This is a genomic window from Clostridium gelidum (genome assembly GCF_019977655.1).
In the GTDB taxonomy this organism is placed as follows: domain Bacteria; phylum Bacillota; class Clostridia; order Clostridiales; family Clostridiaceae; genus Clostridium; species Clostridium gelidum.
This window is the reverse complement of sequence record NZ_AP024849.1, coordinates 1,109,197-1,135,253: the sequence shown is the minus strand read 5'-3', so window position 1 is coordinate 1,135,253 and position 26,057 is coordinate 1,109,197. Positions and strand designations below refer to the sequence as shown.

Sequence of the window (26,057 nt, the reverse complement as noted above, 5' to 3'; positions counted from 1 at the left end):
AATATGTATTATAAATTTTAAATAGTAAATTTATTAACAACAATAAAGTATTTATTTCTTATTGTAAACGTTGTTTTTTAACATTCGTAAGTAACAAACGTTGCTTTTTAAAACTATAGTTGAATAAATCTATAAATACTGTATAATATGATATATAATTTGTCGAATAACTCATATCTTGTCCAAACTAGGAGTGGATGTTTTTATGGCAAAAATCTTATTCGTTTTACCTTTGAAGGAACTAAAAAACTTAGTTTCAAAAACTATTGAAGAATATAATAATTATTGTATTTCTAGCTTTAATGAAAAAGTTGATTTAGAAATAGAAACAGTTGTACAAATATTTGGAGAAAAAATAGATGTACAACAATATAATGCAGATATTATTGTTGCTAGAGGTTATACAGCTGTAACTCTAAAAAAGCTTCACCCTGATATCCCCATAGTGGAAATTCCTATTACCACTATGGATGTAGTATCCTCTGCTAAAAAACTACAAAAGAAAAATATTAATAATGAGCAAATTGCATTAATAGGCTTTGGTGATATTTCTCTCCAAGCAAACGTTGCAAGCCAGATATGTAATATGACTATTACACCTTGTAATTATTGTTACCAAAATAATATACTAGATATTCATAAATTAATTGATGAAATTTCTACAAATGGCTTCAAGTATATTATAGGCGGCATGAGAATGATAGAAGAAGCTAATAAGAAAAATCTTGTTTCTTCATTTATTGAATGTGGACGAGAATCTATTTGGCTAGCAATAAGAGAAGCTCATCATATTGCTGGAATACGACGTAAAGAACGTGAACGAGCTGCTCATTTTGAAACTATTCTAAACTATTCCCATGAAGGAATTATTTCTGCAGATGTGAATAACAAAATTATTCATATTAATTCGTCTGCTGGTAAAATTTTAAATATAGACACCTCCACATTCATTGGGACTGACTTAGAAAAGGTTATTCCCGACTCAAAATTTTCAAATATACTAACCGATGAAAATGATTACTCTGATGAACTATTGACAACAAAAAGCGGTCGGATTATCTTAAATAAAGCTGCCATATCCCTTGGAGACGAAAAAATAGGTAATGTTATCACCTTTCAAAATATTAATAATATCCAAAATACTGAATTCAAAATAAGAAACAAACTTTATCATAAAGGACTTGTTGCAAAATATTCATTTAAGCAGATTATAGGTGAAAGCCTTTCCATAAAGGAAACAATGGAAAAAGCTAAAATCTTTGCGAAAGTTCCTTCTAATATTCTAATTTTCGGTGCTACCGGAACTGGCAAAGAACTTTTTGCTCAAAGTATACATAACTATAGCAACAGAAGAAATGGACCTTTTGTAGCTGTAAACTGTGCTGCTATACCTGAAAATCTTATAGAAAGTGAATTCTTTGGATATGCACCCGGAGCATTTACTGGCGCTTCTAAGGATGGAAAAATGGGTTTTTTTGAACTTGCCCATGAAGGCACTATATTTTTGGATGAAATTTCCGAAATTCCTTTTAATCTACAAGGAAAACTGCTTCGAGTTATTCAGGAAAGTGAAGTTATGCGTGTTGGACATGATAAAATAATTCCAATAAACATTAGAATTATTTGTGCAACTAATAAATATTTGAAAATTCTCGTTAAGGAAGGAAAATTTAGAGAAGACTTATATTACAGATTATGTGTTTTGCAACTACCGCTTCCTCCTCTTCGTGATCGTGGACAGGATGTCTTATTGCTCGCTAACCACTTTATAAACACATATTGCTCTAATTTTAAAAAAAGCAATATAATTTTACCCTCTGAGGAACAGCAACTATTTTTAAGCTATTCATGGGATGGTAATATTAGAGAACTTAGAAATATATGTGAGCAGTTAGTAGTTTTAAATCAAACTGGAGTAATTTCTGCACAGGAGGTTTCCTCAATACTTTCAACTGATAAAATTAAAGAGAGTACAATTTCTTTACCAAATGATTCTTCTTTAGATAAAAAAACACTTGAAAAAGACTTAATTATAAAAGCACTTAGAGAAAGCAATTACAAAAAAGCAAAAGCGGCATCACTTCTTGGTATAAATCGTACTACACTTTGGAAAAAATTAAAAGAATATAACATTGAATGCAAAACAACTATTTTATGACCATTGTATGAGAGCAAAGTGACACATTGCGATTGAATTCAAAATGAATAAATATTAAATGTCACTGATAACCTTCAATATATAAAATTGGAGGTTGTTTTTACTTATATTTTTATTTTTTATTTATAAAATTTTATATAGTTATTGACAAATAATTTATTTTTAAATATAACAAAAAGAGGATAAACAAAATTTATCCTCTTTATTAACTCTCTTCTAAAATATATTTCCTTCTTCATCAAATTCTAAATACTCTGGCTCACTTTCTATAACTAAGTTAGGATAATTTTTCACTTCCTCATAATAAGCTTCAGATAACATTATGTGTTCTATATGTAAGCTGTTAGGTATTCTTACTATTCTCACATTATCTTTATCAATGTTTACGCATGTTCTAATGCAAATCTGTATCACTTCTTTATCACTAGATACAACACAGGGAATTCTTGCTGATTCTAGCACTGTACTAGTAATACAATTAGGATACATTTTTTCTAAGTCTAATTTATCAAATATCCTTTTTGTTATAGCACTTGCAAGTCCTATACCAAGGCCATTTCCATGAGATTCTTCACTTAAACTCAACATTGCAGTTCTTTGTACCTTTACACCACCCGAAGCATATTTAGTAGAAAAGGTTCCTGTAATATTAGGATCTACACCTGTACCACTATAATTCTTTCCTATTTCATCAACCACAAGTACATCACATTCTCCAACTATAATATTAGGCATGTTGGCAAAGGCTTCCTGAAGTAATTTAGGCTCTTCTTCTGCAATCTCGTCTTTATTAACTCCTACGATCTTACAAGTTTCATCGAATGCATTTTCTATACACGGTATTGCAAAAAGAATTGGTGCATTTTTAATAATTACATTTCCGATGAGAGGTATATTTTTTCCAATATTATTCATTCCTTGCGAGTGGACATGCTCAGCTCCAACTTGTTTTCCTAAACCTACAGCCATCATTTTCATTATTCCACTTTCATACTTACCTCTAAATGCATTATGTGGTTTTATTCTACAAGAAATAACAATACCATCAGCCTCTGCTGCATTTTTATCTATAAATACTTCTTGACCTTCTTCTGTATATCCAATCATTTTTACTTCCATAGAAGATTTAATTGGACAGCCTAAATATTCTTCTGTTATTCCATAACCATTCAAAACCTCAATTTGCCCCTCTGCAGTTGCTCCACCGTGACTCCCCATTGCAGGTACAACAAATGGTTTAGCTCCTTTAGTTGTTATAAAGTCTGTTATTGCCTTAGTAATTATGGCTACATTAGCAATTCCTCTACTACCAGCAGTAACTGCAATATTCATCCCTGGTTTAATTTTATCAGCAAACTTTTCTTTATATAATTCTCTTCTTACTGCTTCTGGTATTTCTTCCGGCTTAATAACAGGACGAGGAAAAATTTGTCTTACTCTAAACATCTTTGGTACATAAACATTTTCTAATAATTTTGATACTACTCCACCTTTTTTAGGTTCCATTTTAATTATTCCTTTCTTAGCACTGAATCTAAAAATATTTTATATTGTTGTTATTTTGTTAAATAAAGATTTACATTCCGAATATAAATTTAATATTTTGCCTATATTTTTTATTTCAAATAGATTTAAGATTACTTAATCTTAAATCTATTTGCCAATTTTTCAAGGCTTTCTGACATTTCACCTAACTCAGCAGCTGATGCAGTCATCTCTTCAATTGATGCCACTTGCTCTTCTGTTGTAGCAGAAATTGTTTGTGCTCCAGCACTTACATTATTAGAAAGTTCAGCCATTGTTTTTATATTTAGTGATATTTCCTTGCCGTCACCTTCCATAGACTCTATAGACTCGTCCACTTCTTTTATATTTACTGAAATTTCTTGAATAGAATTGAATATTAAATCAAAATATCTATTAGCTTCATCTATTATTTTAGATCCACTGTCAACTTCATTTAATCCTTTGTCCATTACCACACTTACATTTTTAGTCTCACTTTGCATTCCATTAATCAAATTACTTACATTTTCTGCTGCTATTCCTGACTGTTCTGCTAATGTACGAACTTCTTCAGCTACAACTGCAAATCCCTTACCTTGTTCACCAGCACGAGCTGCTTCTATAGCTGCATTTAACGCTAATAGATTTGTTTGTTCAGAAATCCCTTTTATTACTTCCGTAATTTCTCCTATAGCTTTTGAATGTTCACCTAATTTATCTAAAACTTTAGCAATATTATTAACACTTTCTTGAATATTTTTCATACTCAAATTAATTTGCGATAATGCTTTGCTTCCACTTTCTGAATAATTCGATGCTTTATCTACTACCATAGTAACTGTATTAGATTTTTGTCTTACATCATTAATTCTAGATTTCAAATTATCTATATTTAAAGTAATTTTATCTATACTTAAATTTACTTTTAAAGTTCCATCTGCTATTTCATTAACATTTTCAGCTGTAGTAGTTGAAGCTTGTGATTGTTGATCACATACTTCTGCAAGTTCCCTAGATGATTCAGAAACTTGAACTGTATGTACTTTAATATTATCAATTAATTCTTGTAAATTGCCAACCATCTTTTCAAAGCTTCTACTTAAAACGCCTATTTCATCTTTTGATTTAACATTAATATTCTTAATGCTTAAATCTCCTTTTGAAATACTATCAGCGACTGATACAAGCATTTGTATTGGTTTAATTCCACGCTTTATAAATATGTAAACAACAATACTTGTAAATGCTAATAATGCAAGTCCTATTAAAGATGTAAATACAGAACTTTTAACGCTGTCTTTTATAACAAGATTATATGGTTTTTCAGCACAAATCAGCCAGCCAGTTTTAGGATCTCTAGCGTAACTAACAAGCATATCAGTTCCATCTTTTTTCACTTTTACCGAACCTTTATTACCATTCAAACCACCTTTTACAAAGTCATAGTCACTTAAATCATCTCTATCCTCTAATTTACCTAAAGCTTTATTAGCATCTGCTAATAATTTACCCTCACTGTCTAATATATAAACATTAACATTATTTTCTGAAAGATCTTTAACAAAATCATTTAACATTGTAAGTTGAATAGTCCCTTGCAGGACCCCTGTTACATCTCCACTTTGCGGATCTCTTATTGGAGTAGCTAATACAGTTATTAAATTACCAGTAGTATTACTTTCAAGAATCTCTGAAACAACTTCATCATTTCCTTTCATTGCAATCTGAAAGAAGTTACGATTTGCTGCATTCGCCAATTTGCCTTCTGGAACTTTTATAAGTTGATTCCCATCTGGTTTTGTAACTACATATGAATCAAAACTCTTATATATCTTTAAGTTGTAGCTTAAAACATTTTTAATTCCTTCCTGATCATAAGATTGAATACTTTGATTTTTTGCTACCATCTCAATTCCATGTAAATGTTCATTAATTAAGGCACTTATTTTTTCTTGAACTAGTTCTGTCCTCTTTAAATTATCATCCATAGCATTTTTTGCAGCAATGTTTTGAGAAAAATAAAAACTAATTGCAATAAAAATTATAAGTGGCGTAATACTAGCTGATAGTAATGCTACTATTAGTTTCTTTTTTATACTCATTTGTAATCCTCCCTTTGTTTTTATAATTAATAATCAATACTTCTTAAAGTATTGATTCATTCATTTTGATTCCTCTTTCTTAAAAATTAGTAATATAATACTTAGTATAATCCAATTAACTTCCACCATAACATTCCAACACCATACCAAATTATAATATGTGATATTGATACAATAAATCCTACCTTCCACCACTTTTTCTGATTAATATATCCTGTTGCAAAAAATACGCTTCCATGGGCTACTGCATAATGAGTTAGTCCTGAACTTAAAGCTGACATATTAGTAAGCAATATAATTGATATTATTGGTGGAGCTCCAACACTTATTAATATAGCTAAAAAAGCTGAAAATAGCGCAGTAAAATGAACTGTATTACTAGCAAATAAATAATGCGAATAATACATTGCCAATGCAACTATAAATAATGCTATTTGCCATGATACTCCAGAAATATTGTGCTTAACTAGACCACTTATCCAATCCACAATACCAAATTTATTTAATTGACTTGACATCATCATAAAAGATCCCTGCCAAATCAATAGATCCCAAATCTCCTTTTTACCTGTAAACTGCTTCCATGACACAATCCCTGTAGAAATAGCTACTACTAGTCCTAAAACTGCTACAGTTGTAGAATCTATATTTAACTTACTTCCAAACATCCATAGTAATAGTACTGTTATAAATAATACAATCATTATTTTTTCTGACTTTTTAATTTCACCTAATTCTTTTAGCTTTTCATCCATTATATTTTTTACGTTATCCACTTTTTTTATTTCTGGTGGACAAATAAAGTATATAATAAGAGGTATTGTAATAAACCCAATAAAACAAGGTCCTAACCCAACTAAGAACCAAGTCTGTAACGATATATTGCTATCAACTCCTAGTCCCTTTGCCATAGTAATAGCTAAAAAATTCACTGCTGAAGCTGTCATAAAAAATGAAGATGATATAAAGTTACTGTGCAAAGCTGTTAGCAATAAGAATTCTCCTGCCTTTTTTTGAGTGCCATCCTCGGCCTTTGAACCATATCCTTCTGCTAAAGACTTAGCAATAGGTAAAACTATACCTGCAGATCTTGATGTTGCACTTGGAACAAACGCACCTAATATAATTTCACATAAAACTAATGCATACCCAGCTCCTATAGTTCTTTTTCCAATTATTTTAATAATGTTATAAGCTATTCTTTGTCCTAGACCTGTGTTAGTTATCCCCATTGAAAGACAATCAGCACATACTATAAGCCAAATAAGACTCTCACTGTAGGATGAAAATGCAGTTTGAACTGTAATTATATGCGTAAATGTCAGCACAAAAATTCCAATAAATGCTGCTAATCCAACTGATGTCGCACCTATAGCGCAAGCCACTATAATTGACATAAAAACTGCTAAAAGATGCCATCCATTTTGTGGTATCTCAGCTGGCCTAGGAATAAAACAAATTGTAACTCCAACCATTATTGATATAATTAATGGAATTGTTTTCACATTAGGTGTCAACACAACTCCTTTTGTATTTATATTATTTGTTTCCATACTTCCCCCCATAAAACTGCATTCTTATTTTATATAATTGAAAAAATAATGCAGAAGAACTAGCTGACACATAATATGTCAGCTAGAACTCTTAGTAATTCTATAATAAAATTAACTATTTATTTAAATTATCATATTTTTACATATTAAAAACAATGTCAAATTTCACAATTTTACATTGTTTTTAATATCTATTTTTGTTCATCCGCATATTATTTTAAGGTAATTTCTTTACTATTTTCCTTATTTACAATTATTAAATAAAATAATATCTATCATTTTTAACTATAAAGACTCTTATCTTTAAACAGGGAATAAAATTCTAGCTATGTATATGACTGATGTAAGTGTAATTCCACTTAAGATTGTTGACACCATTACTTCCTGTGATGCAAAATTTTCATTATTATCACACTCAACAGCAATTAAAGCAGTATTTACAGCTGTGGGTACTGAGTAGGAAATTAGAAGTACCTGTGCAATAATTGTATTAAAACCAAGCATATGTATTAATGCTACTGCAATTATAGGCCCTATAATAAGCCTTGTAAAAACTGCTATATTTACATTAACATTTCTAAAATCAAACTTAGTTTTTGAAAGTTGGACTCCTAGTGATATTAACGCTATTGGTACAAGTCCATTCTTTACATATTCTAAGGTAGGCCATATTGGTGTTGAGGTTATATCAACTTTAAAATACTTAAGTAAAAGTGCAAGAGGTATTGCATATATAGATGGCATAGTAAAAATTTGACGCATTGAATCTTTAACATTCATCTTAGCTCTTCCCGCATTATAAAATCCAATTGTATTCATTGTAATATTCATAAACACCAAAATCATTATTTGAGATGTAAGCGCTTCACTTAAGTATGGTGTCTTACCATCTATTATATAAGGTGCACTTCCAAAAATAAGTGTAACAAGAGATACTCCTATGTTACCTGTATTGTTAAACATTATAGAATTTTTAAATGCACTTGTCATACCTACATCATATTTGCGAATTTTAGAAATTATTCTTGAGATTACATCATTAACTATTAAATATAATACACAAAAAAGTAAAATTTTAAGCATATCAAAAGATAAATTAGTAGTATAAAGATTATAAAATACAAATCCAGGTACAAATAAGTAAAAGCTTAATTTACTAAGGGTAGATATGCTTAAATCAAACTTTTTGCTTATTACATACCCCAAAACAATTATTATAAAAATAGGTATTATATTATTTCCTAATATGTGTAAAAAAATCTCCATTATTCTTATTTCTCCTTAAAAGTTCTTTTGTATTATTTATTATTCTTCTAAAAATTATACCATAACGAAGCTGTTGTCCAACTAAGAAATCAGTTGGACAACAGCTTCATTATATTTAAGGCTATATATCTCCTTACTATTAAGTAATTGGAGCTGGATTAAAAATACATAAATCGTTATACAATTCATATTTTTCAGCAAAAGATTTTTCTCTTCCACTAGCAACATCTATAATTTTATTAAATAGTTCAGTTCCAATTTCTTGAATAGTGGAATCTCCTGTTGCTATAGGTCCAGCATTTATATCGATTAAATCTTGCCACATATCTTTCATATCATTTCTAGAGCATACTTTAATTACAGGAACAGCTGCTAAACCATAAGGTGTACCTCGTCCTGTCATAAATACTTGAAGCGCAATACCTGATGCTAGTTGAGATGGCCCACATACAATATCACTAGCAGGTGTTGCTGCATATATAAGACCTTTTTTAGTAGGTCTTTCTGCTGGTGATAAAACTTCTACTATTGGAGAAGTTCCTGATTTTGCAATAGAACCCATAGCTTTCTCTACAATGTTAGATAACCCTCCTTTTTTATTGCCTGGAGTTGGATTAGCGCTACGATCAACTTGTCCATTTTTTAGGTAATTATCATACCATTTCATTTCAGCTGCTAATTTTTTACCTACTTCCTCGTTTATGCAGCGTTCGCCAATAATATGAACACCATCACGAACTTCAGTAACTTCTGAAAACATTACTGTAGCTCCTGCTTGAACTAACATATCAGATGCATATCCCGCACTTGGGTTTGCTGTAACACCAGAGAAAGCATCACTACCACCACATTGCATTCCAATACAAAGATCTGATAATGGAAGTGTCTCTCTTTTTCTTTGATTTAATTTATCTAGTTTTTTATCAGCCATATCCATCAATACATTTATCATAGCGTCCATTCCTTTTTGTTCTTGAAGAACAATAACATTTTCAGGACTTATGTCAGCTTCATCTAATAACATTTCTACTGTTAACTTCTCACAGCCCAATGCAACAACCATTACTTCACCACCAAAATTAGGATGCTTTACAAGATTTTGAAGCGCTCTAATTGGAATTATTGCTTCAGGTGCATTAATTGCAACTCCACATCCATAAGCATGATTAATCGGTACTATATCATCTACATTCGGATATTTAGGAAGTAATTCTTTCTTCATTTTCTTTACAGCTACATTTAAAACCCCAGTTACACATTGAACAGTTGTACTTATGCCTAAGATATTTCTAGTACCAGCATAGCCACCATTAGGATTTCTATAGCCTTCAAATGTTTTGATTGGCGCCTCCGGAAGATCTGTAACAATATTTGTTGCAAATTTCATTTCGTCTAAAGAAGGTGGTACTGGAAGTTCTAACATCTTCTCATTAATCCAGTCACCTTTTTTTATTGAGTTAAGAGCATATCCTAAAACGATTCCATAACGGATAATTTTTCCACCTTTAGGAATATCACATAGCGCAATTTTATGGCCTTGTGGAATATCTTGATTTGCTAATATACCAGCCATAACTTCTGTTCCTGCAGAAATTGCATTAACAGCAATTGCAACATTATCTAGATCATTAATCTTAATAAAAGTTTGTATACCCATAATATTATGTCCCCTTCCCTAAATTGCTAATTCAATTTATTATTTATAAACAATTTAGTTTGTCTTTTTGTTAATTTTATTGTATAAAATAAGTAGCTATTAATCAAATTAATTAAAATAAGAAAACTCTTAGAAAAACTTATAGAAAGAAGATATATGTATGGATTTAAAACAATTAGAATATATGGTACAAATTGCAGAAGAAAAAAATATAACAAAAGCATCTGAGAAGCTGTTTATTACTCAATCAGCACTCAATCAGCAATTGTTAAAGTTAGAGAAAGAATTAGGATCCCCATTATTTTATCGATCCAGAACAAACTGGCGCTTAACAGAAGTTGGCGAAATATATATAAATGCTGCTAAAGAAATTCTTGGAATAAAAAAAGAAACATATAATCGCATTAGTGACTTGATAGATATGAAAAATACTCATTTATCTATAGGATTAACACCTGAAAGAGGCATATCTATGTTTGCGTCTGTTTATCCTGAGTTTCATAAACTACACCCAAATGTAATAGTCGAACCAGTTGAATTGAGCGTAAGGCAGCAGGAAGCCATGATTAATCGTAGGGAATTAGATGTTGGATTTTTAACGCTCTCTGATGATATGCAAAAAAAAGATAATGTATATACTTCTATCTTAATAGAAGATATTATAGTTGCCATACCTTCTAGTCATCCATTAGCAAAGAATGGAAGCATGTATGGCGAGTTACTTAAAGATATTGATTTAGAACTACTAAAAGAAGATAATTTCGTGCTAATTTCTAAGGGTAGTACAATTCGAGAGGCTATAAACCCGCTCTTCCAAGATGCTAGATTCTCTCCAAAGTTATTATTTGAGACAAGAAGCTGTCAAACGCTAATTAATATGGTAATGAAAAATTTATGTTGTACTATATTACCAGAACATTATGCACTAGACTCTAAAGATGTTATTTATTTTTCTTTACCACAAAAACCGCAATTAAGAGTCGTTGCTATGCATAAAAAGGGCGTTTATTTAAGTAAAGCTACAGAAGATTTTATTAATTTGGCTTCAATTTATTGGAACAAATTGAGAAGAGAAAATCACCTTAATTAATTTAACCTTCGATACGATACTGTTTGTCCTGTATATCAGTTGAAGAATTCTGTACAATTGCGCTATAATATATATTGTATGACAAGGATTTTGAATTGGATTCAATTGCAAGCGTGTGTTAAAGTGTATAATATTTGCCTTGCATCTAAATCAGTTTTTTTATTATACTACAAGAATATTATTAACAGCAAAAGTGATTGCATGCATATCCGTGCAATCACTTTCACTGGCACAAAGAAGCAGGAGTTACTTATGGATGTTAAACATTTAGAATATATCATAGAAATTGCAGAACAAAAGAATATGACAAAATCAGCAGAGAACCTTTTCGTATCACAATCATCTTTGAGTCAATATCTATCTAGGCTTGAAGCTGAACTTGAAACTCCATTATTTAACAGAGCTAAAAATGAAATGACACTTACCCCCGCTGGAAACCTGTACGTAGAATCCGCAAAAACAGTAGTTCAGATAAAAAAGAAACTGTACCACAATGTAAAAAACCTTTCCGGTACTGGACGCATAAGTATAGGGGTTACCTCCCAATGGGGAATTAATATGATTACAAACATTATTTCAAAATATAAAAAAGCCTTTCCTAATGTTATATTAGAAATAATTGAAGATTCTGTTCCTTCAATAAAAAAATATATAACTTCAGGAAAAATAGATTTTGCTATTATGTCAGTAAATACATTAGATGAACTTCTTGGGCAATATGAACTGCTACGCGAAGAAGAAGTTATTTTCGCAGTGTCGGATTCTCATAATTATTGTCTTATTCACAAAAATGAATCAAAGGAAATTGCTACATCCGAATTAGAGAAAATATTCAAAAATGATAGTTTTATCCTATCAAAAAAAGATTCCACTATTCGCAATATTGCTGAAACCATTTTTAAAATAAGCAATTTTTCTCCAGATACTGTTTGTGAATTAAACAGTATGGCAGCTGTCGTGAAAATGGTTTCAAAAGGGGTTGGCGTTGCATTTGTTCCAGCATCCTGTGCCAAATCTAATAAAAATATCACATATTTTTCCTTTACCCCCAGACTGTATCGCTACAATGTTCTCGCACATAAAGCAAACCTTGTATTAAATGATTCAGAAAATACGCTGATTAGTTTTATTAAAGCTTATCCTTTTGTAGCGGAATAACACAAAAAAACAACGATGTTAGATAAGCTGAAAACATTATACTAATAAAAGTACAGCAATTTTATAAATTGCTGTACTTTTTTAAATTTATCTTACTAAAGCGGGCTTTTTAGGGTCAAACTTCCAGTTAGGAATTAAATATTGCATAGCCATAGCATCGTCTCTGTCATGATTATCCAGCTTATTGTAAAGTGCATTTGCTGCCATTACTTTTTCCATGTTTAATTTTATACCAAGACCTGGTAACTTTGGAACTTCAAGATATCCATCTTTAATTTGTGGTGTGTTTTCACATAGATTCTGTCCATCCTGCCATATCCAATGTGTATCAAGAGCAGTTGGCCTGCCCGGTGCTGCTGCTGCAACATGAGCAAATACAGTTAATGTAATATCAAAATGATTATTTGAATGTGAACCCCAAGTAAGACCCCAGTCATTTAAAATTTGTGCCATTCTAACACTTCCGTTCATGCCCCAGAAATGAGGATCTGCTAGTACAATATCAACTGACTTAAGTGATGTTGCATGATAGAATTGCCTCCAGTCCGTTGCAATCATATTCGTTGCTACTGGAATATTTGTTGCATTCTTAAACTCACACATAATTTCACGACTGCTGTATCCACTTTCTGGTCCACAAGGATCTTCAACATAAGTAAGGATATCCTTCATGTCTTTACATAAATTGATAGCTTCCTTAAGGCTCCATGCACCATTGGGATCAATATTAATTCTTCCACTCGGGAACTGCTTTTTAAGCGCTCTGATTGCGTCCATTTCTTTCTCGCCTTCCAAAACACCGCCTTTTAACTTAAAGTTTTTGAATCCATACTTTTCTTGTAAAGCTAATGCCTGTTCTACAATTTTATCAGTGGTAAGCATTTCATTACGACGTATTTTAAACCAAGGATCTATACTATTACTCTCATCTAGGTATTGCAGATTTTTTGCTTTTCCTTTATCAGATACATAAAAAAGATAACCTAACGTTTCAATCTTATCTCTTTGTTTTCCTTCACCTAATAATTCACACATAGGCAGACCAAGATACTGCCCAAGTAAATCTAATAGAGCACATTCAATTGCCCATTCAGACTTAACAACAAACTTTAACTTGCTAATATCTAGAGTTTGAATCCCTTCACCATCATCGCCTTCTGCTCTTGAAGCACCGCTTGCTGCTTTGTGAATTCTATTTAAAATGGAACGGTATCCTCCTACCTCCTTACCAACAACTAGCGGTATACAACTTTCCAAAGCAGCGGATGTATAATCTCCACCATGGATTTCTCCGATTCCAGTGTTACCTGCATTATCAGTTAAAATTACAAGATTTCTTGTGAAAAATGGTGCATGTGCACCACTTAAGGTCATTGACATACTATCATATCCTGCTACAGGTATTACCTTCATATCTGCAACAAGCGGACTTCCTGTTTTTATCATAATATTTTCCCTCCTCAATTGCTTTTTCATAACATTACATAATATATTAGCTGCTGAAAATCATTGGATTAGCCTGCACCTAACTCTTGATTTTAGTATACTATTCTCTATGTAAAAATTCCAATTCGTAAATATAATTACAGCAATCACATTAGCTAATAATAGAAAATAAATAAAGAAGGTACAGTCCTTTTTATTAGACTATACCTTCTCGGATACACTTTCTCTATTTATATAGTTTAAAAGAAATTACTTAAAATTAATACTCCAATCAAGCCAATCACTGATAATATACATGTATATGTTGTTCTTATTTTAATCGCCTGGCCTACTGGTAAATCAAAGTATTCCTTAAACATCCAGAATCCTGGATCATTAACGTGTGAAGCAAATATACTACCACATGTTGTAGCTAAAACCATTAATTCTGGGCTAACCCCTGCAGTTGCAACCATAGGTAAAATTATACCTGATGCTGTAGTTACAGCTACTGTTGCTGAGCCAACTGCTGTTCTTACAGCTGCTGCAATCACCCAAGCTAGTATTATAGGTGAAACATTCAAACCACTTGTTAATTGATTAACTGTATTACCTAAACCTGCATCAACAATTACTTGTTTAAATGCACCACCAGCGCCTATTACTACTATTATCATAGCAATACTTTTTATTGCGCCGCCAAAACTATTCATTACTTCTTCAATTTTTCTGCCTCTCGCAACTCCTAGAGTATATGCAGCGATTATAACAGTAATTAATAATGCAATTGGTGCATCACCAATGAAATTAATATACTTCATAATTGGTGCTTTTTTATCTACATAAAGACTAGCAAATGTTTGAATAGCCATAAGAACAACAGGAACTAATGCAGTAAATATGCTTATTCCAAAACCTGGTAGTTCTTCATCTTTAAATTTTTTAATCTCTACTAAACCTTTAGGTATTTTAGCAGTTACACTTTTAACCCATTTTGTTCTAGTATAAAATATTCCTACAATTATTGCAGCTGGAATAGCAATTATAAGTCCTATAAGTAATGTTCTCCCCATACTTGCTCCATAAGTAACAGCAACTGCTGCTGGACCTGGATGAGGTGGTAAGAAACTATGTGTTGTTGATAATCCAATAACTAGTGGTAAACCAACAGACATTAATGGTAACTCAAGTTCAAGAACTATAGTATACACAATTGGAATTAATACAATAAATGCTGCTTCAAAGAACATTGTTATACCAACAATAATTGCAGTTAACAACATTGCCCATTGAACATTTTTCTTTCCAAATTTATTAATAAGTGTCATAGTAATACGGTGTGCTGCTCCTGAATCAGATAACAACTTACCAAGCATTGCTCCAAAAGCAAGAATAAGTATTAAACTTTGTAACTGACTGCCAATTCCCTTATACATAGAAGCTGTAACTTTATCTAAAGGCATTCCTAACATAAGTCCGACAATTAATGAAACCAAGATTAATGAAATAAATCCATCAAACTTAAGTCCCATCATTAATACTAATAATATTAATACACCAAAAGCAACTGTGACTAGTGCCATATTTATCTCCCCTTTTAATTTATTTAATTTAATCAATATCTAATTCTTAGTAATAAATAAAATTCCTAACATAAATTTCACTAAACTTTTAAAATAACACATCCTTTATTTTTCTTTAGTTAACTCACTATTTATAAGTAATTTAAATATCTCATTTCCCATATTTTCCCGTAACCGTTTTCCTTGCGCGCATACGTTACCATTAAAGTGGAAAATTTATAAATTATTTAAAAATCCATTACTAATCCGTAAATAACTTATGTATACATTATCATATTTTTAGCAATCTCTTTCAATATTCAACTGCACAAACATTAACCGTTTTCAGCATGTATTTTTCATTTATATGCATAATTTTCACTCTATATTGTTTTTAACATTCAAGAGAAAATATATACACTTATTAATAATAATTTCTAGAATAAATAACTAAACTTCAACTTAATTCCAACTATGAATATTTCTTATACATCAAAATAAAGAGTTGATTTTAAAAATCAACTCTTTATTTACACAGTACTTATATTATTTATAATACAATTCTATATACTTCATTTTATGTAAACTATTTTTATTAAAGATAACATATTATTTTAATATGCCTTAATTATTATCTATTTCAAAATTAATTATTGCACTATAAAGCCAAAATAAATCCGTATATTTTCTTGGATTTCTATCTGTAAGCTTATAAATTTTATCCAATCGATAACTCAATGTATTTCTATGAATAAATAACTTATTTGCTACATTGTTGAGTTCTCCATTTTCTCCTATAAGAACTTTTAATGTTTCTCTAAGCGCTTTGCTCTTATCGTGTAAAGCTATTAATTCATATGTCTCTTTTAATTCATTAACTTTCCATTTTTCACTATTTTGAGAAAATAACATATCATATTTTAGTATCTCAAATATATAAACATTATCTTTGGGATGCATCTTTTTGCCAAATGTTAGTGCCTCATTTGCTATATCAAAGGATTTATATATTTCTGATAACTTATTCTGTATTTTACCTGCTGCTATTTTTGTATCAATTTCTATTTCATATTTAATTTTTTCATTAATTTTTTTTAATTTCTCTGTATAATCTTCATTTTTATTATTATGGGTTGAGCATTTATGTAATAGCACAATTGTTTTTGAATTAACTACACATGCTTGAGATCCTTTAAATACTCCTTCTAATATGTTGATTACTCTACTAGATATATCTAACTCTGTTTTTGCAGAGCTACTATCATTAGGAATTAATTCAATAATAAAAATATTCATAGGATGATTATTTTGCAATTTAAATTTTTTGATATATTCATCCAACAGAATAACTGAATCTGGTTTATTATATATAAGCGCAAGTATCATTTCTTCTTTAATTCTATTATTCCATTCTAATTCTTTTATTACATGCTCTTGTTCTATCATCATTTCTGCTGTCATTTTAATTAATTTAGCATAGCCTAAAACTTCCTTGGGTTTACCTGTAATTCCAATTACTCCAACTACTCTATTTTGGAATTCTATAACTATATTGGTACCCGGATGTACTCCTTGTAACTTTTTACTTTCATTTTCACTAACATTAAATTCTGATTTTCTCTGCAACGCAATAATTGAGCCTTCATGAATAGTTCCAATTCTTTCTTTATCTCCAGATGCTATTATTACACCATTTTCATTCATAATATTAATATTATAATTAACAACATTCATAGTTCTTTCAACAATACTCTCAGCCAATCCTTTGCTCAAGTATTCCATAAGTTTCCCCTCCTTTTATCCAATATAGATAATTCAAAATATGAAATAAAATAAAGGTTATAGAATCACATTATCTATCTACACCCTTTATTTTAATCTTCTCATAATTTAATAACTTAATCTAGCTTAATATTTTTCCTAAAATTGCTACAAAAAATAATTAGTTTTAAAGTAATGCCCATGCTCTGTTTAATGTTCTTTTTGCGTTTGCGACTACAATTTCTGAATCTTCATTTTCCCATGGCTTAACTTCAAATGAAATTATATATGGATTTCTTTCATCAAAAAATCCTTCTTCTTTCATAACTTGAAGAAATTCTTTAAGCTCATTTACATCATTAATTCCATTTGGAAATCCAAAACGTGGATGAGTATCACCGCATGCTTTTTCTCCATTTTTCATAACACAATTTCCAATATGAAAATGAGTTAGATATGCTTTCATAGTTTGAATAGCAAACCTTGAAGATTCATATGTTTGAGGCAAATGCGATAAATCTACTAATAATCCAAAATTATCTGCATGCTCTCTTACAGCTCTTGCAAATTCAGATGCATAAGTAGCTGGACCAATTAATACTTTTTTATCAAAATCATAATCAAAAACTTCAAGAGCAACAGAAATATTCTTAGTTTGTGCATATTTGCATATATTTTTAGTTGTTTTTAATAATTGTTCATATGCTTCATCTTTTTTATTTTCACCATATTTTCCTGCTAAAAAAGCTATACTTTTAGCGCCTAAATAATCTGCTTCATCTATTGATTCAATAATTATATCTTCAGCTTTTTTTCTTTCTGTTTCATCTAAATCATTTGGATTTAAATTTGCACTTAATAATCTAGGTTGAACTCCATATGCAACTATCATATGACTTTGTTCTAATAATTCCTTAACTTCTTGTCTTTTTTGTTTATCTTCAATATGTGTGATTTCTATTGCATTAAAATAATCATCTACTAGAACCTTTTTAATTGATTCTATAAGATTTTCTTGCTTTTCAAATTTAGTACTTTCTGGATAGGCCATAAAATGTATCAATCCCACTTGTAAATATTTATAAATCGATTCGTTCATCTTGCTTCCTCTTCTCTTAATATATTAAATAAATAACAGACCAAGCTACTATCCACTTTAAGCTATATTACGTATGCAAGTTTAACTAATTACTAAACTCACTTCTCTTCGTAACAAATAATGTGTTGCACTTTGATCTGTTATTTTCTTTAATATACATACTATTAAGTAGCTTACATAGAAATAAATAATCATAAATTAAATGACTATCTATATAATTTTTTCTTATTGCTAACAATATCAACTATATAATTTATATAAGGCACATGAAAATAAATAACAAGTCCAAAACTGCCACGACTATTTTTCATCAGGCAAGGAAGCAGAATGCCATCATAGCGGGTCTATTATGGCATTTTGTAGGCGTTGGATGATGGGAAATAGGCTGGCAGATGGACTTATTATTTTTTTGATTGTGCCTTATAGTTCTATTGATATATTTATCATAACATTGCTTGTCAATTAAATTAGTTTAGTTTATTCTTTATACTTTTTAAGTATAACCGTTTTCATTAATTGTCTCATCATTAAAATAAACAAATATTTGATTAGTTTATTGTTCAAATGCACAATAAGTTAATTACTAACAAATATCTTATATATACTTTTAATAGTCTTTTTTATATTCCATTGCCTAAATAAAACTCTATATTTAGTTTTACATGATATTCTCTAGTAAACTAAACAATAGAGTTCCCTTTTTTGATAGAAACATCCTACCATATATTATTTTAATTTTTGGAATTTATTTTATACTGTCATACATTTTAGTTATATAATCAATATTATCATCCACATGCTCTGGTTTTGTACTTTCATCCAAGCTTAATCTTCATTCCCTCTTTTATATTATTATCAGGCTTTATCAATATTTTCTCCCCTTCTTTTAAACCCTCTAAAACCTCTATTGTTTTTTCACTTTCTATACCCTTTTTTATTTCCCTTATGACAGCTTTCCCACTGTCTACAATAAATACACAAGAGCTCCCCTTATAGTCGAACACCGCACTATCTGGTATAACTAAAGTATCACTTTTAACTTGAGTAATAATTTTAATATCCAAATCATAACCTGGTCTTAACAAACTTGTTTCACCATTTATTTGAATAGTTACTGGTACTCTCTTTTGATTCACGCCTAAAGAAGATGTTATATTTTTTGCTTCTGGTGCTATTTTTATAATTTTACCTTCTACACTTAAATCTCCCATTGCTTTTCCACTTACTTCAACTTCATTACCTATTTGAACTTTATAAATATCATCAGATAATATATTTCCTTCTAATTCTAAGCTTTTAATATCTCCTATTAAAAATGCTACTGTACCTGTCACTCCCATTGAATTTTCATCTACAAGCTTTTCAAGAATAATTCCATCAATTGATGCTAGAACTTGTTGTTTTTCAATTTCTCTCATTACAGAATCTCTAAGAATTACAGCTTGTTCAATTACAGCCATATATCCATCTTTCAAATAATCAGGTGCTCCATCTTTAGCGTCCTCCACTTGAAGATTTGCAGACTTTAAAGTTACTTCAGCAGTTTTATATGCATCCTCTGCTTTATTAAGTTCTTGCTGACTTATAGCATCAGACTCGAAAAGCGTCTTTGCATTATTTAAATCTCTTGTTATAGATTCATAATTAACCTTAGCGCTGTCTACAGCTGCTTGTGCAATTTCAATCTTATTTACATAATTAGAACTATCAGTACTTGCAAGCTGAGCTTTAGCTGCTTCAATTTTCGCAGTAGCATCCTTAAGTTTTAACTCTAAATCTTGTTTATCCATTGTCAATAATACGTCACCTTTTTTTACGTAATCACCTACATTGACCTCTATGTTATTTATCTTTCCTGCACCTTCAATATAAACAGTTTGTCTTTTATTACTTTTAACTACAGCTATATCTTCAATATATTGTTTTATCTCACCTTTTTCTGTAACTGTAGTTTCTACTGCTTGTCCCCCTTGCATCTTTACATATATTAACCCACTTACTATACATAATATTATTATGGTTATTGCCCAATATATTCTTTTCTTTTTCATTTACACTCATCTCCCCTTTAAATCAGTTATGAGTTATGAGTTATTGATGAAATTCCTTTGGAATTTATATTACAAATATTATATTTTTAAAAATTTCAAAAAAATTTGTTTCCTAACTCTCAATTTTTAATTCTTAACTGACTCAATTATTCTTTATTTTTTAAAACTTCTATCATATCAAGAGCTTTAATTTTTCTCATTAAAGTTAAATTAGTAATTGCAGTAAAAAGAAGTGTGAGAATTATTGCAATAATATAAGTCTTAAATTCCACTACATATGGAATAGTATAAGCATCTGTACTGCTAGATGCCATAAGAGATGCTCCAAGCCATTTGCCAAATGGCAAACCTACAATCATTCCAAATATAACAATTATATAATTCTCATTAAAAATTAGTTTTTTAACTTCATTATTACTAAATCCCAATACCTTTAAAGTTGCCAATTCTCTTTGCCTTTCAAAGATGTTAATAGTTGCAATATTATATAAAACAGCAATAAGAAGAATCCCAGCAAGCATAATATACACTCCAATAGAAGCTTGCATTGCTCCCATGGTTTTTAAAAGAGCATTTAGTGAATCTGTTTTTGAATCCACCGACATCACATTTGGCATATTTCTCAACTTATCTTTAACTTCATTTTCAGCATTAGTATTATCCAGCTTTAGTACCGCTGAACTTGCAATCGTCCCTTCTCCTAGTATGCTATTTAAATTATCCATAGATGTGTAAGTACTTAAGCCCAGGTACTGCACTATAATCCCCTTAACAACCATTTCTTTTTTCTCTTTTCCTGGAAAATAAAACTTTATATTCACACTGTCATTCACTTTTATGCCCAAGGTATTTGCTAATTTCTCAGATATAAGTATCCCATTTTGCGGGAGACTTATAGCATTACCACTCTTGTCTTCAACCTTATACATTTGTGGTTCTTTTATTTGTGCAGTAAATCCAACATCTTTATGTTTCCATCCATTTGATATTTCCACACCTGTTTCTAGTACTGGTTCCAATTCTTTTATATGAGTAATATTTTTAATATTATTTAAGTCCTCTATACTCATTAATTTAGAGAATTTTACTTTAATATCATAATTCTGAATGTTTCCATACTGCTGTTGTATCATAAAGTCCATTGAATCTCCCATGCTTAAAGCCACCAAAAGTATAGCTGAAGAAAATATAACGCCAAGTGAAGTTAATAATGCCCTCTTTTTATATCTAAATAAATTTCGTACAATGATCTTTCCTAGATAACTAATATTTATCCATATTAAGTTTATTCTTTCAATAACTATTTTTTTACCACTTTCAGGTGATTTTTGTCTCATAGCTTCGCTAGGCATTATTTTAAATATAGCTTTGCAAGAATGGTACCCTGCAAATAAACAAAAAAATAGTGTTAATATGAATGCTGGAATTACAAACTCACTATAAATTTTAATCCCTCCAAGAGGTAAGTTAAAATATTGATTATATAGTTTTGTCATGCTAGCTCCCATATAAGTTCCAAGAATAGATCCTATAAAACTACCTATAAGTGCAATCATTGCAGAATAACTCATATAATAAGCTAATACTTGCATATTAGTAAAACCTACAGCCTTTAATACTCCAATCTGTGTTCTTTGACTTTCCACCATTCTTCCCATCATAATATATATAATAACTGATGCAACCATGAAAAATATTACCGGAAATGTACCTCCCATAGATTTCAATCCTTTTATTTTTTCGCTAATCATTTTACTGCTTGTCTGTTCTTCTCTATCAATAACATTCTTTACACCATAATTTTTCAAAGCCTTTTTCACATCATCTTTCACAGTCTTTACATCACTACCATTAGAAATTTGAATTGATAAATTATTTATAGAACCCTTAAAATCAAAAATTGCTTCTCCAAAAGATTGTTTTATGTATATTATTCCAAATCTCTTATTATCCGCCATGATCTCACTTGCATCTTTTAAGGTGTATACAAACTCAGGACTTTTAACACACCCAACAATCTTAAGCTTAACCTTATTCCCACTTATAATTGGATAAATATATTCTCCTAAATTCAAGTTATTTGCCTTAAAGAAATCCTCATCTAAAAGACATTGATTACTATCATCTTCTGAAAAATATCTTCCCGATTTTATTACAACATCATTTACTATATCTTTTTTTATATCAGGAAGAGTTATAAACCTTAAAGTTGCATTTTCTTCTAAAATATTTATACTAGCATCCTTAATAATTCTACCTGTTGCTGTTTTTACATTAGGTATACTGTCAACTTTTTCTTTTATACCCATTGGTGCACTATACAGATCCACCCAAATATCTGCTAATCTATACTCGCTATAATATTCACTACTTGAATTAGAAAGGTTTTTAAATGCAGAATTTATTGCTGTATAAAATGTAACACCTAAAACCACAATTATTAAGATAGAAATAAACTGTCCCTTTGATTTTTTTATATCTCTTAATAAATTCCTGAATAAAATATTCATTACCATTCAATCCTTTCAGGTGTCTCAGGATTTTCATTAATAGTTATAGCTTCAACAGCGCCACTTCTTACTCTAATAACCCTATCTGCCATAGCTGCAATAGCTGCATTGTGTGTAATAACTATTATTGTCTTATTGGTATTTTTATTAATATCGTAAAGTAGCTTTAAAATCAACCTTCCTGTGTTATAATCCAAAGCTCCTGTTGGTTCATCACATAAAAGCAGTAATGGATTTTTGACTAATGCTCTTGCTATTGCTACTCTTTGCTGCTCTCCTCCTGAAAGTTGTGCTGGAAAATTTGATGTTCTTTCACTTAGTCCAACTTCTTTCATAATATCCTCTGATTTTAAAGGATTATTACTAAGAGATCTTACCAATTCAACATTTTCAAGTGCTGTAAGATTTGACATTAAATTATAGAATTGAAATACAAAACCTATTTTTTTTCGTCTATACATAGTAAGTTCATTGTCGGAATACTTAGTTATATTTTTTCCTTCTACAAGTACTTCCCCATATGTAGGCCTGTCCATTCCACCAATCATATTTAACACAGTACTTTTGCCTGAACCACTTGGTCCTAGTACCACAACAAATTCACCTTCAAGAATTTCAAAGCTCATCTTATCAGACGCCTTAACTTTTATCTCCCCCATGGTGTATTCTTTTGTAACATCTTTAACTATAACAATAGGATCTTTCACTTAAAATCCCTCCATACTATGGTTTTGACCATCAGGTCAATTTATCTTATTATGTTCTCCCTTAAATATATATTCAATATATTATTGAAGACTTTTGTATAATAATTATTTTATCTTTACACATATTACGTTTACGAACAATTATTTTAGTCTAAAAAAGCAATCAACAGAAGTTATTTCTCCATTCATTGCTAATACTTTTACTTTTTAAAATTATTGTTTACTTTCTCAGTCCTTTTTCTTTCCTTATACCCAATAGAATTACTACAGACCTTGGCTCTAATTCAAGTCTTGTCCCAATTTGAAGCATCTTATTAATAGAATCATTAAATTCATGTCCTTCCGGCATAGCAGTATTTACTGCAATATTCCATTCTAGCTCTATAGGCAGATCTGGCAGTTTCACACATTGCTTTTCCCAGTGTGTGTTTACAGCAATATATACTATATCATCTTCATTCGCTTCTTTATTCCAGCCTGCAAACATAACCCCAAGTACCCTTGTTTCATTTGATGGATCCAAATACCAGGGTTCATTTCCATGTTTGCTAACATGAGGTAATCCACATTTTGCTGGTTCTATTTTATCTCTAAGTACAGGATGACTTTTCCTAAACTTTATCATATTCTTAAAAAATCTGAATATCTCTTTATTCTTGTCTAACAAAGTCCAATCAAGCCATGAAACTTCATTATCTTGGCAATATGGATTATTGTTTCCCATTTGTGTATTCCCGAATTCATCTCCAGCTAAAAACATTGGCGTGCCTTGACTTGCCAAAAGAACAGCACATGCATTTTTAATCATCTTTGTACGTAGTTTAAGGATGCTTTCATTATCAGTCTCCCCCTCAGCACCACAGTTCCAACTATTGTTACTATTTTCACCATCTGTATTATTCCAACCATTGGCTTCATTATGTTTACTGTCGTAAGAATATAAATCATACAAAGTGAATCCATCATGGCAAGTAATAAAATTCACCGATGCATTTTCTCCTCTGCTATCTACATTGTACAAATCATGGGAACCTGCAATTCGTTCAGCTACTACTTGAGCTAATCCCGAATCTCCTTTCAAGAACTTACGAATATCATCTCGATACTTACCATTCCATTCAGACCATCGTTTCCACGATGGAAAATTACCTACTTGATACAGACCACCTGCATCCCATGCTTCAGCAATTAGTTTAACCTTAGAAAGAATTGGATCAAAGGCTAGATTTTTAAGCAAAGGTGGCTTGTTCATTGGTGAACCATCTTCATTACGTCCAAGAATTGAAGCAAGATCAAATCTGAAACCATCTACCCTATATTCAGTCACCCAATAGCGGATACAATCCAATATCATTTTTTGTACAACTGGATGATTACAGTTGATAGTGTTACCACACCCGCTGAAATTGTAGTATTTTCCATTTGGTGTAAGCATATAATATACATTATTATCAAAACCTTTAAAAGATATGTATGGACCATGCTCATCACCTTCAGCCGTATGATTAAATACAACATCAAGAATTACCTCTATTCCATTCTCGTGGAAATTCTTAATCAATGACTTTAACTCATCACCCTCCCTATTGTACTCGATTTGAGCAGTATAACTAGTATTAGGCGCAAAAAAACTCACAGAATTGTATCCCCAATAATCCAGTAATATTTTGTCATCAACAATCCGTTCATCTCGCATCTCATCAAATTCGAAAATTGGCATAAGCTCAACCGCATTAATCCCAAGTTCCTTTAAATACGGAATTTTTTCAGCTAATCCTGAAAAAGTACCAGAATAATTAACACCTGATGATTGGTGTTTTGTAAATCCACGTACATGTAACTCATAAATAATTAATTCCTCCATTGGAATCAAGACCTGCTTACTGTTCCCCCAATCAAAATCATTTGTAACTACTCGTGACCTATATTCATAGCCAGATTTTGGTTTTAATCCCCACACACTCTGCCCAGCAACTGCCTTCGCATAAGGATCAAGAAGATATTTTTTATTATCAAAAATCAAACCCTTTTCTGGTTTGTATGGTCCATCTACACTATAGGCATATTCAAATTCCCCAATATCCAAGTCAAACACAATCATTGAGTACACATCTCCGATTTTATAATTCTCTGGAAATGGAATAATAGCATAAGGTTCACATTCTTTCCGTTTAAATAGAACTAATTTGCATGAAGTTGCATTTTGCGAATGAACAGTAAAACTAACACCGCCTGGAATAACCACCGTTCCATTAACAAGATAGAATCCAGGTCGAATTTTAAATCCATTGCATTCATCAATAGGTATTAGATTTTTGCTAGAAGTTTCTGCAAAATCTTGAAAATTCGCCTTATCTTTTAATACCTCTATGTGTATTTTTTCATCTTTGTTTCGTGAAAACATATGAGAATCCATTATGCATTTTCCTTTCTGTTTATATATAATTATAGT

General features: G+C 30.6%; 16 protein-coding genes. 3 read left to right on the top strand and 13 right to left on the bottom strand.

From position 1 onward, the window contains the following. Positions 1 to 205 precede the first annotated feature (205 nt). Positions 206 to 2,158, top strand: coding sequence for a sigma 54-interacting transcriptional regulator (locus psyc5s11_RS05210; protein WP_224036574.1), 1,953 nt, complete (start codon positions 206 to 208; stop codon positions 2,156 to 2,158). 216 nt (positions 2,159 to 2,374) lie between these two features. Here the strand turns inward: psyc5s11_RS05210 and psyc5s11_RS05205 are convergent, their stop codons facing one another. From psyc5s11_RS05205 to garD, 5 genes are all read right to left on the bottom strand, one after another. Further along, a complete protein-coding gene (locus tag psyc5s11_RS05205) occupies positions 2,375 to 3,664 on the bottom strand; it encodes a lactate racemase domain-containing protein (RefSeq protein WP_224036573.1) in 1,290 nt (429 codons plus the stop codon). A 131-nt stretch (positions 3,665 to 3,795) separates the two neighbouring features. Next, positions 3,796 to 5,766, bottom strand: a complete 1,971-nt coding sequence (locus tag psyc5s11_RS05200) for a methyl-accepting chemotaxis protein (RefSeq protein WP_224036572.1) — start codon at positions 5,764 to 5,766, stop codon at positions 3,796 to 3,798. A 101-nt stretch (positions 5,767 to 5,867) separates the two neighbouring features. Beyond that, positions 5,868 to 7,319 carry a DASS family sodium-coupled anion symporter gene (locus psyc5s11_RS05195; RefSeq protein ID WP_224036571.1) on the bottom strand — a complete coding sequence of 484 codons (1,452 nt, stop codon included), beginning with the start codon at positions 7,317 to 7,319 and terminating at the stop codon, positions 5,868 to 5,870. 303 nt (positions 7,320 to 7,622) lie between these two features. Next, the gene (locus psyc5s11_RS05190; protein ID WP_224036570.1) at positions 7,623 to 8,585 is read right to left on the bottom strand and encodes an AEC family transporter; all 963 of its coding nucleotides are present in this window, start codon (positions 8,583 to 8,585) and stop codon (positions 7,623 to 7,625) included. A gap of 139 nt (positions 8,586 to 8,724) precedes the next feature. Next, positions 8,725 to 10,242 carry a galactarate dehydratase gene (gene garD, locus psyc5s11_RS05185; protein ID WP_224036569.1) on the bottom strand — a complete coding sequence of 506 codons (1,518 nt, stop codon included), beginning with the start codon at positions 10,240 to 10,242 and terminating at the stop codon, positions 8,725 to 8,727. Positions 10,243 to 10,402: 160 nt separating this feature from the next. On the opposite strand from garD, the gene psyc5s11_RS05180 reads away from it, so the two are divergent. Together psyc5s11_RS05180 and psyc5s11_RS05175 are read left to right on the top strand one after the other, a co-directional pair. Further along, a complete protein-coding gene (locus psyc5s11_RS05180) occupies positions 10,403 to 11,332 on the top strand; it encodes a LysR family transcriptional regulator (protein ID WP_224036568.1) in 930 nt (309 codons plus the stop codon). A 252-nt stretch (positions 11,333 to 11,584) separates the two neighbouring features. Next, entirely contained in the window at positions 11,585 to 12,490 is a 906-nt protein-coding gene (locus psyc5s11_RS05175; protein WP_224036567.1) for a LysR family transcriptional regulator, read from the top strand. Between the two features lie 87 nt (positions 12,491 to 12,577). Here the strand turns inward: psyc5s11_RS05175 and psyc5s11_RS05170 are convergent, their stop codons facing one another. The 8 genes from psyc5s11_RS05170 to glgX all read right to left on the bottom strand — a co-directional run bounded on the left by psyc5s11_RS05170 (position 12,578) and on the right by glgX (position 26,021). Then, a complete protein-coding gene (locus psyc5s11_RS05170; RefSeq protein ID WP_224036566.1) occupies positions 12,578 to 13,936 on the bottom strand; it encodes an enolase C-terminal domain-like protein in 1,359 nt (452 codons plus the stop codon). Between the two features lie 239 nt (positions 13,937 to 14,175). Further along, positions 14,176 to 15,498 carry a gluconate:H+ symporter gene (locus psyc5s11_RS05165; RefSeq protein WP_224036565.1) on the bottom strand — a complete coding sequence of 441 codons (1,323 nt, stop codon included), beginning with the start codon at positions 15,496 to 15,498 and terminating at the stop codon, positions 14,176 to 14,178. Positions 15,499 to 16,101: 603 nt separating this feature from the next. Continuing rightward, positions 16,102 to 17,259, bottom strand: a complete 1,158-nt coding sequence (locus tag psyc5s11_RS05160) for a sugar diacid recognition domain-containing protein (protein ID WP_224036564.1) — start codon at positions 17,257 to 17,259, stop codon at positions 16,102 to 16,104. 166 nt (positions 17,260 to 17,425) lie between these two features. Then, complete coding sequence (locus psyc5s11_RS05155; RefSeq protein ID WP_224036563.1) at positions 17,426 to 18,337, bottom strand: TIM barrel protein; 912 nt, start codon at positions 18,335 to 18,337, stop codon at positions 17,426 to 17,428. 815 nt (positions 18,338 to 19,152) lie between these two features. After that, complete coding sequence (locus tag psyc5s11_RS05150; protein ID WP_224036562.1) at positions 19,153 to 20,388, bottom strand: efflux RND transporter periplasmic adaptor subunit; 1,236 nt, start codon at positions 20,386 to 20,388, stop codon at positions 19,153 to 19,155. Positions 20,389 to 20,534: 146 nt separating this feature from the next. Further along, positions 20,535 to 22,898: an ABC transporter permease gene (locus psyc5s11_RS05145; RefSeq protein WP_224036561.1), complete on the bottom strand. Its 2,364-nt coding sequence runs from the start codon at positions 22,896 to 22,898 to the stop codon at positions 20,535 to 20,537. Continuing rightward, positions 22,898 to 23,605 (bottom strand): ABC transporter ATP-binding protein, encoded by a 708-nt coding sequence (locus psyc5s11_RS05140; protein ID WP_311196408.1) that lies wholly within the window; start codon positions 23,603 to 23,605, stop codon positions 22,898 to 22,900. Before psyc5s11_RS05140 ends, psyc5s11_RS05145 begins: the two co-directional genes overlap by 1 nt. 220 nt (positions 23,606 to 23,825) lie before the next feature. Then, a complete protein-coding gene (gene glgX, locus psyc5s11_RS05135) occupies positions 23,826 to 26,021 on the bottom strand; it encodes a glycogen debranching protein GlgX (protein WP_224036560.1) in 2,196 nt (731 codons plus the stop codon). Positions 26,022 to 26,057: the final 36 nt, after the last annotated feature.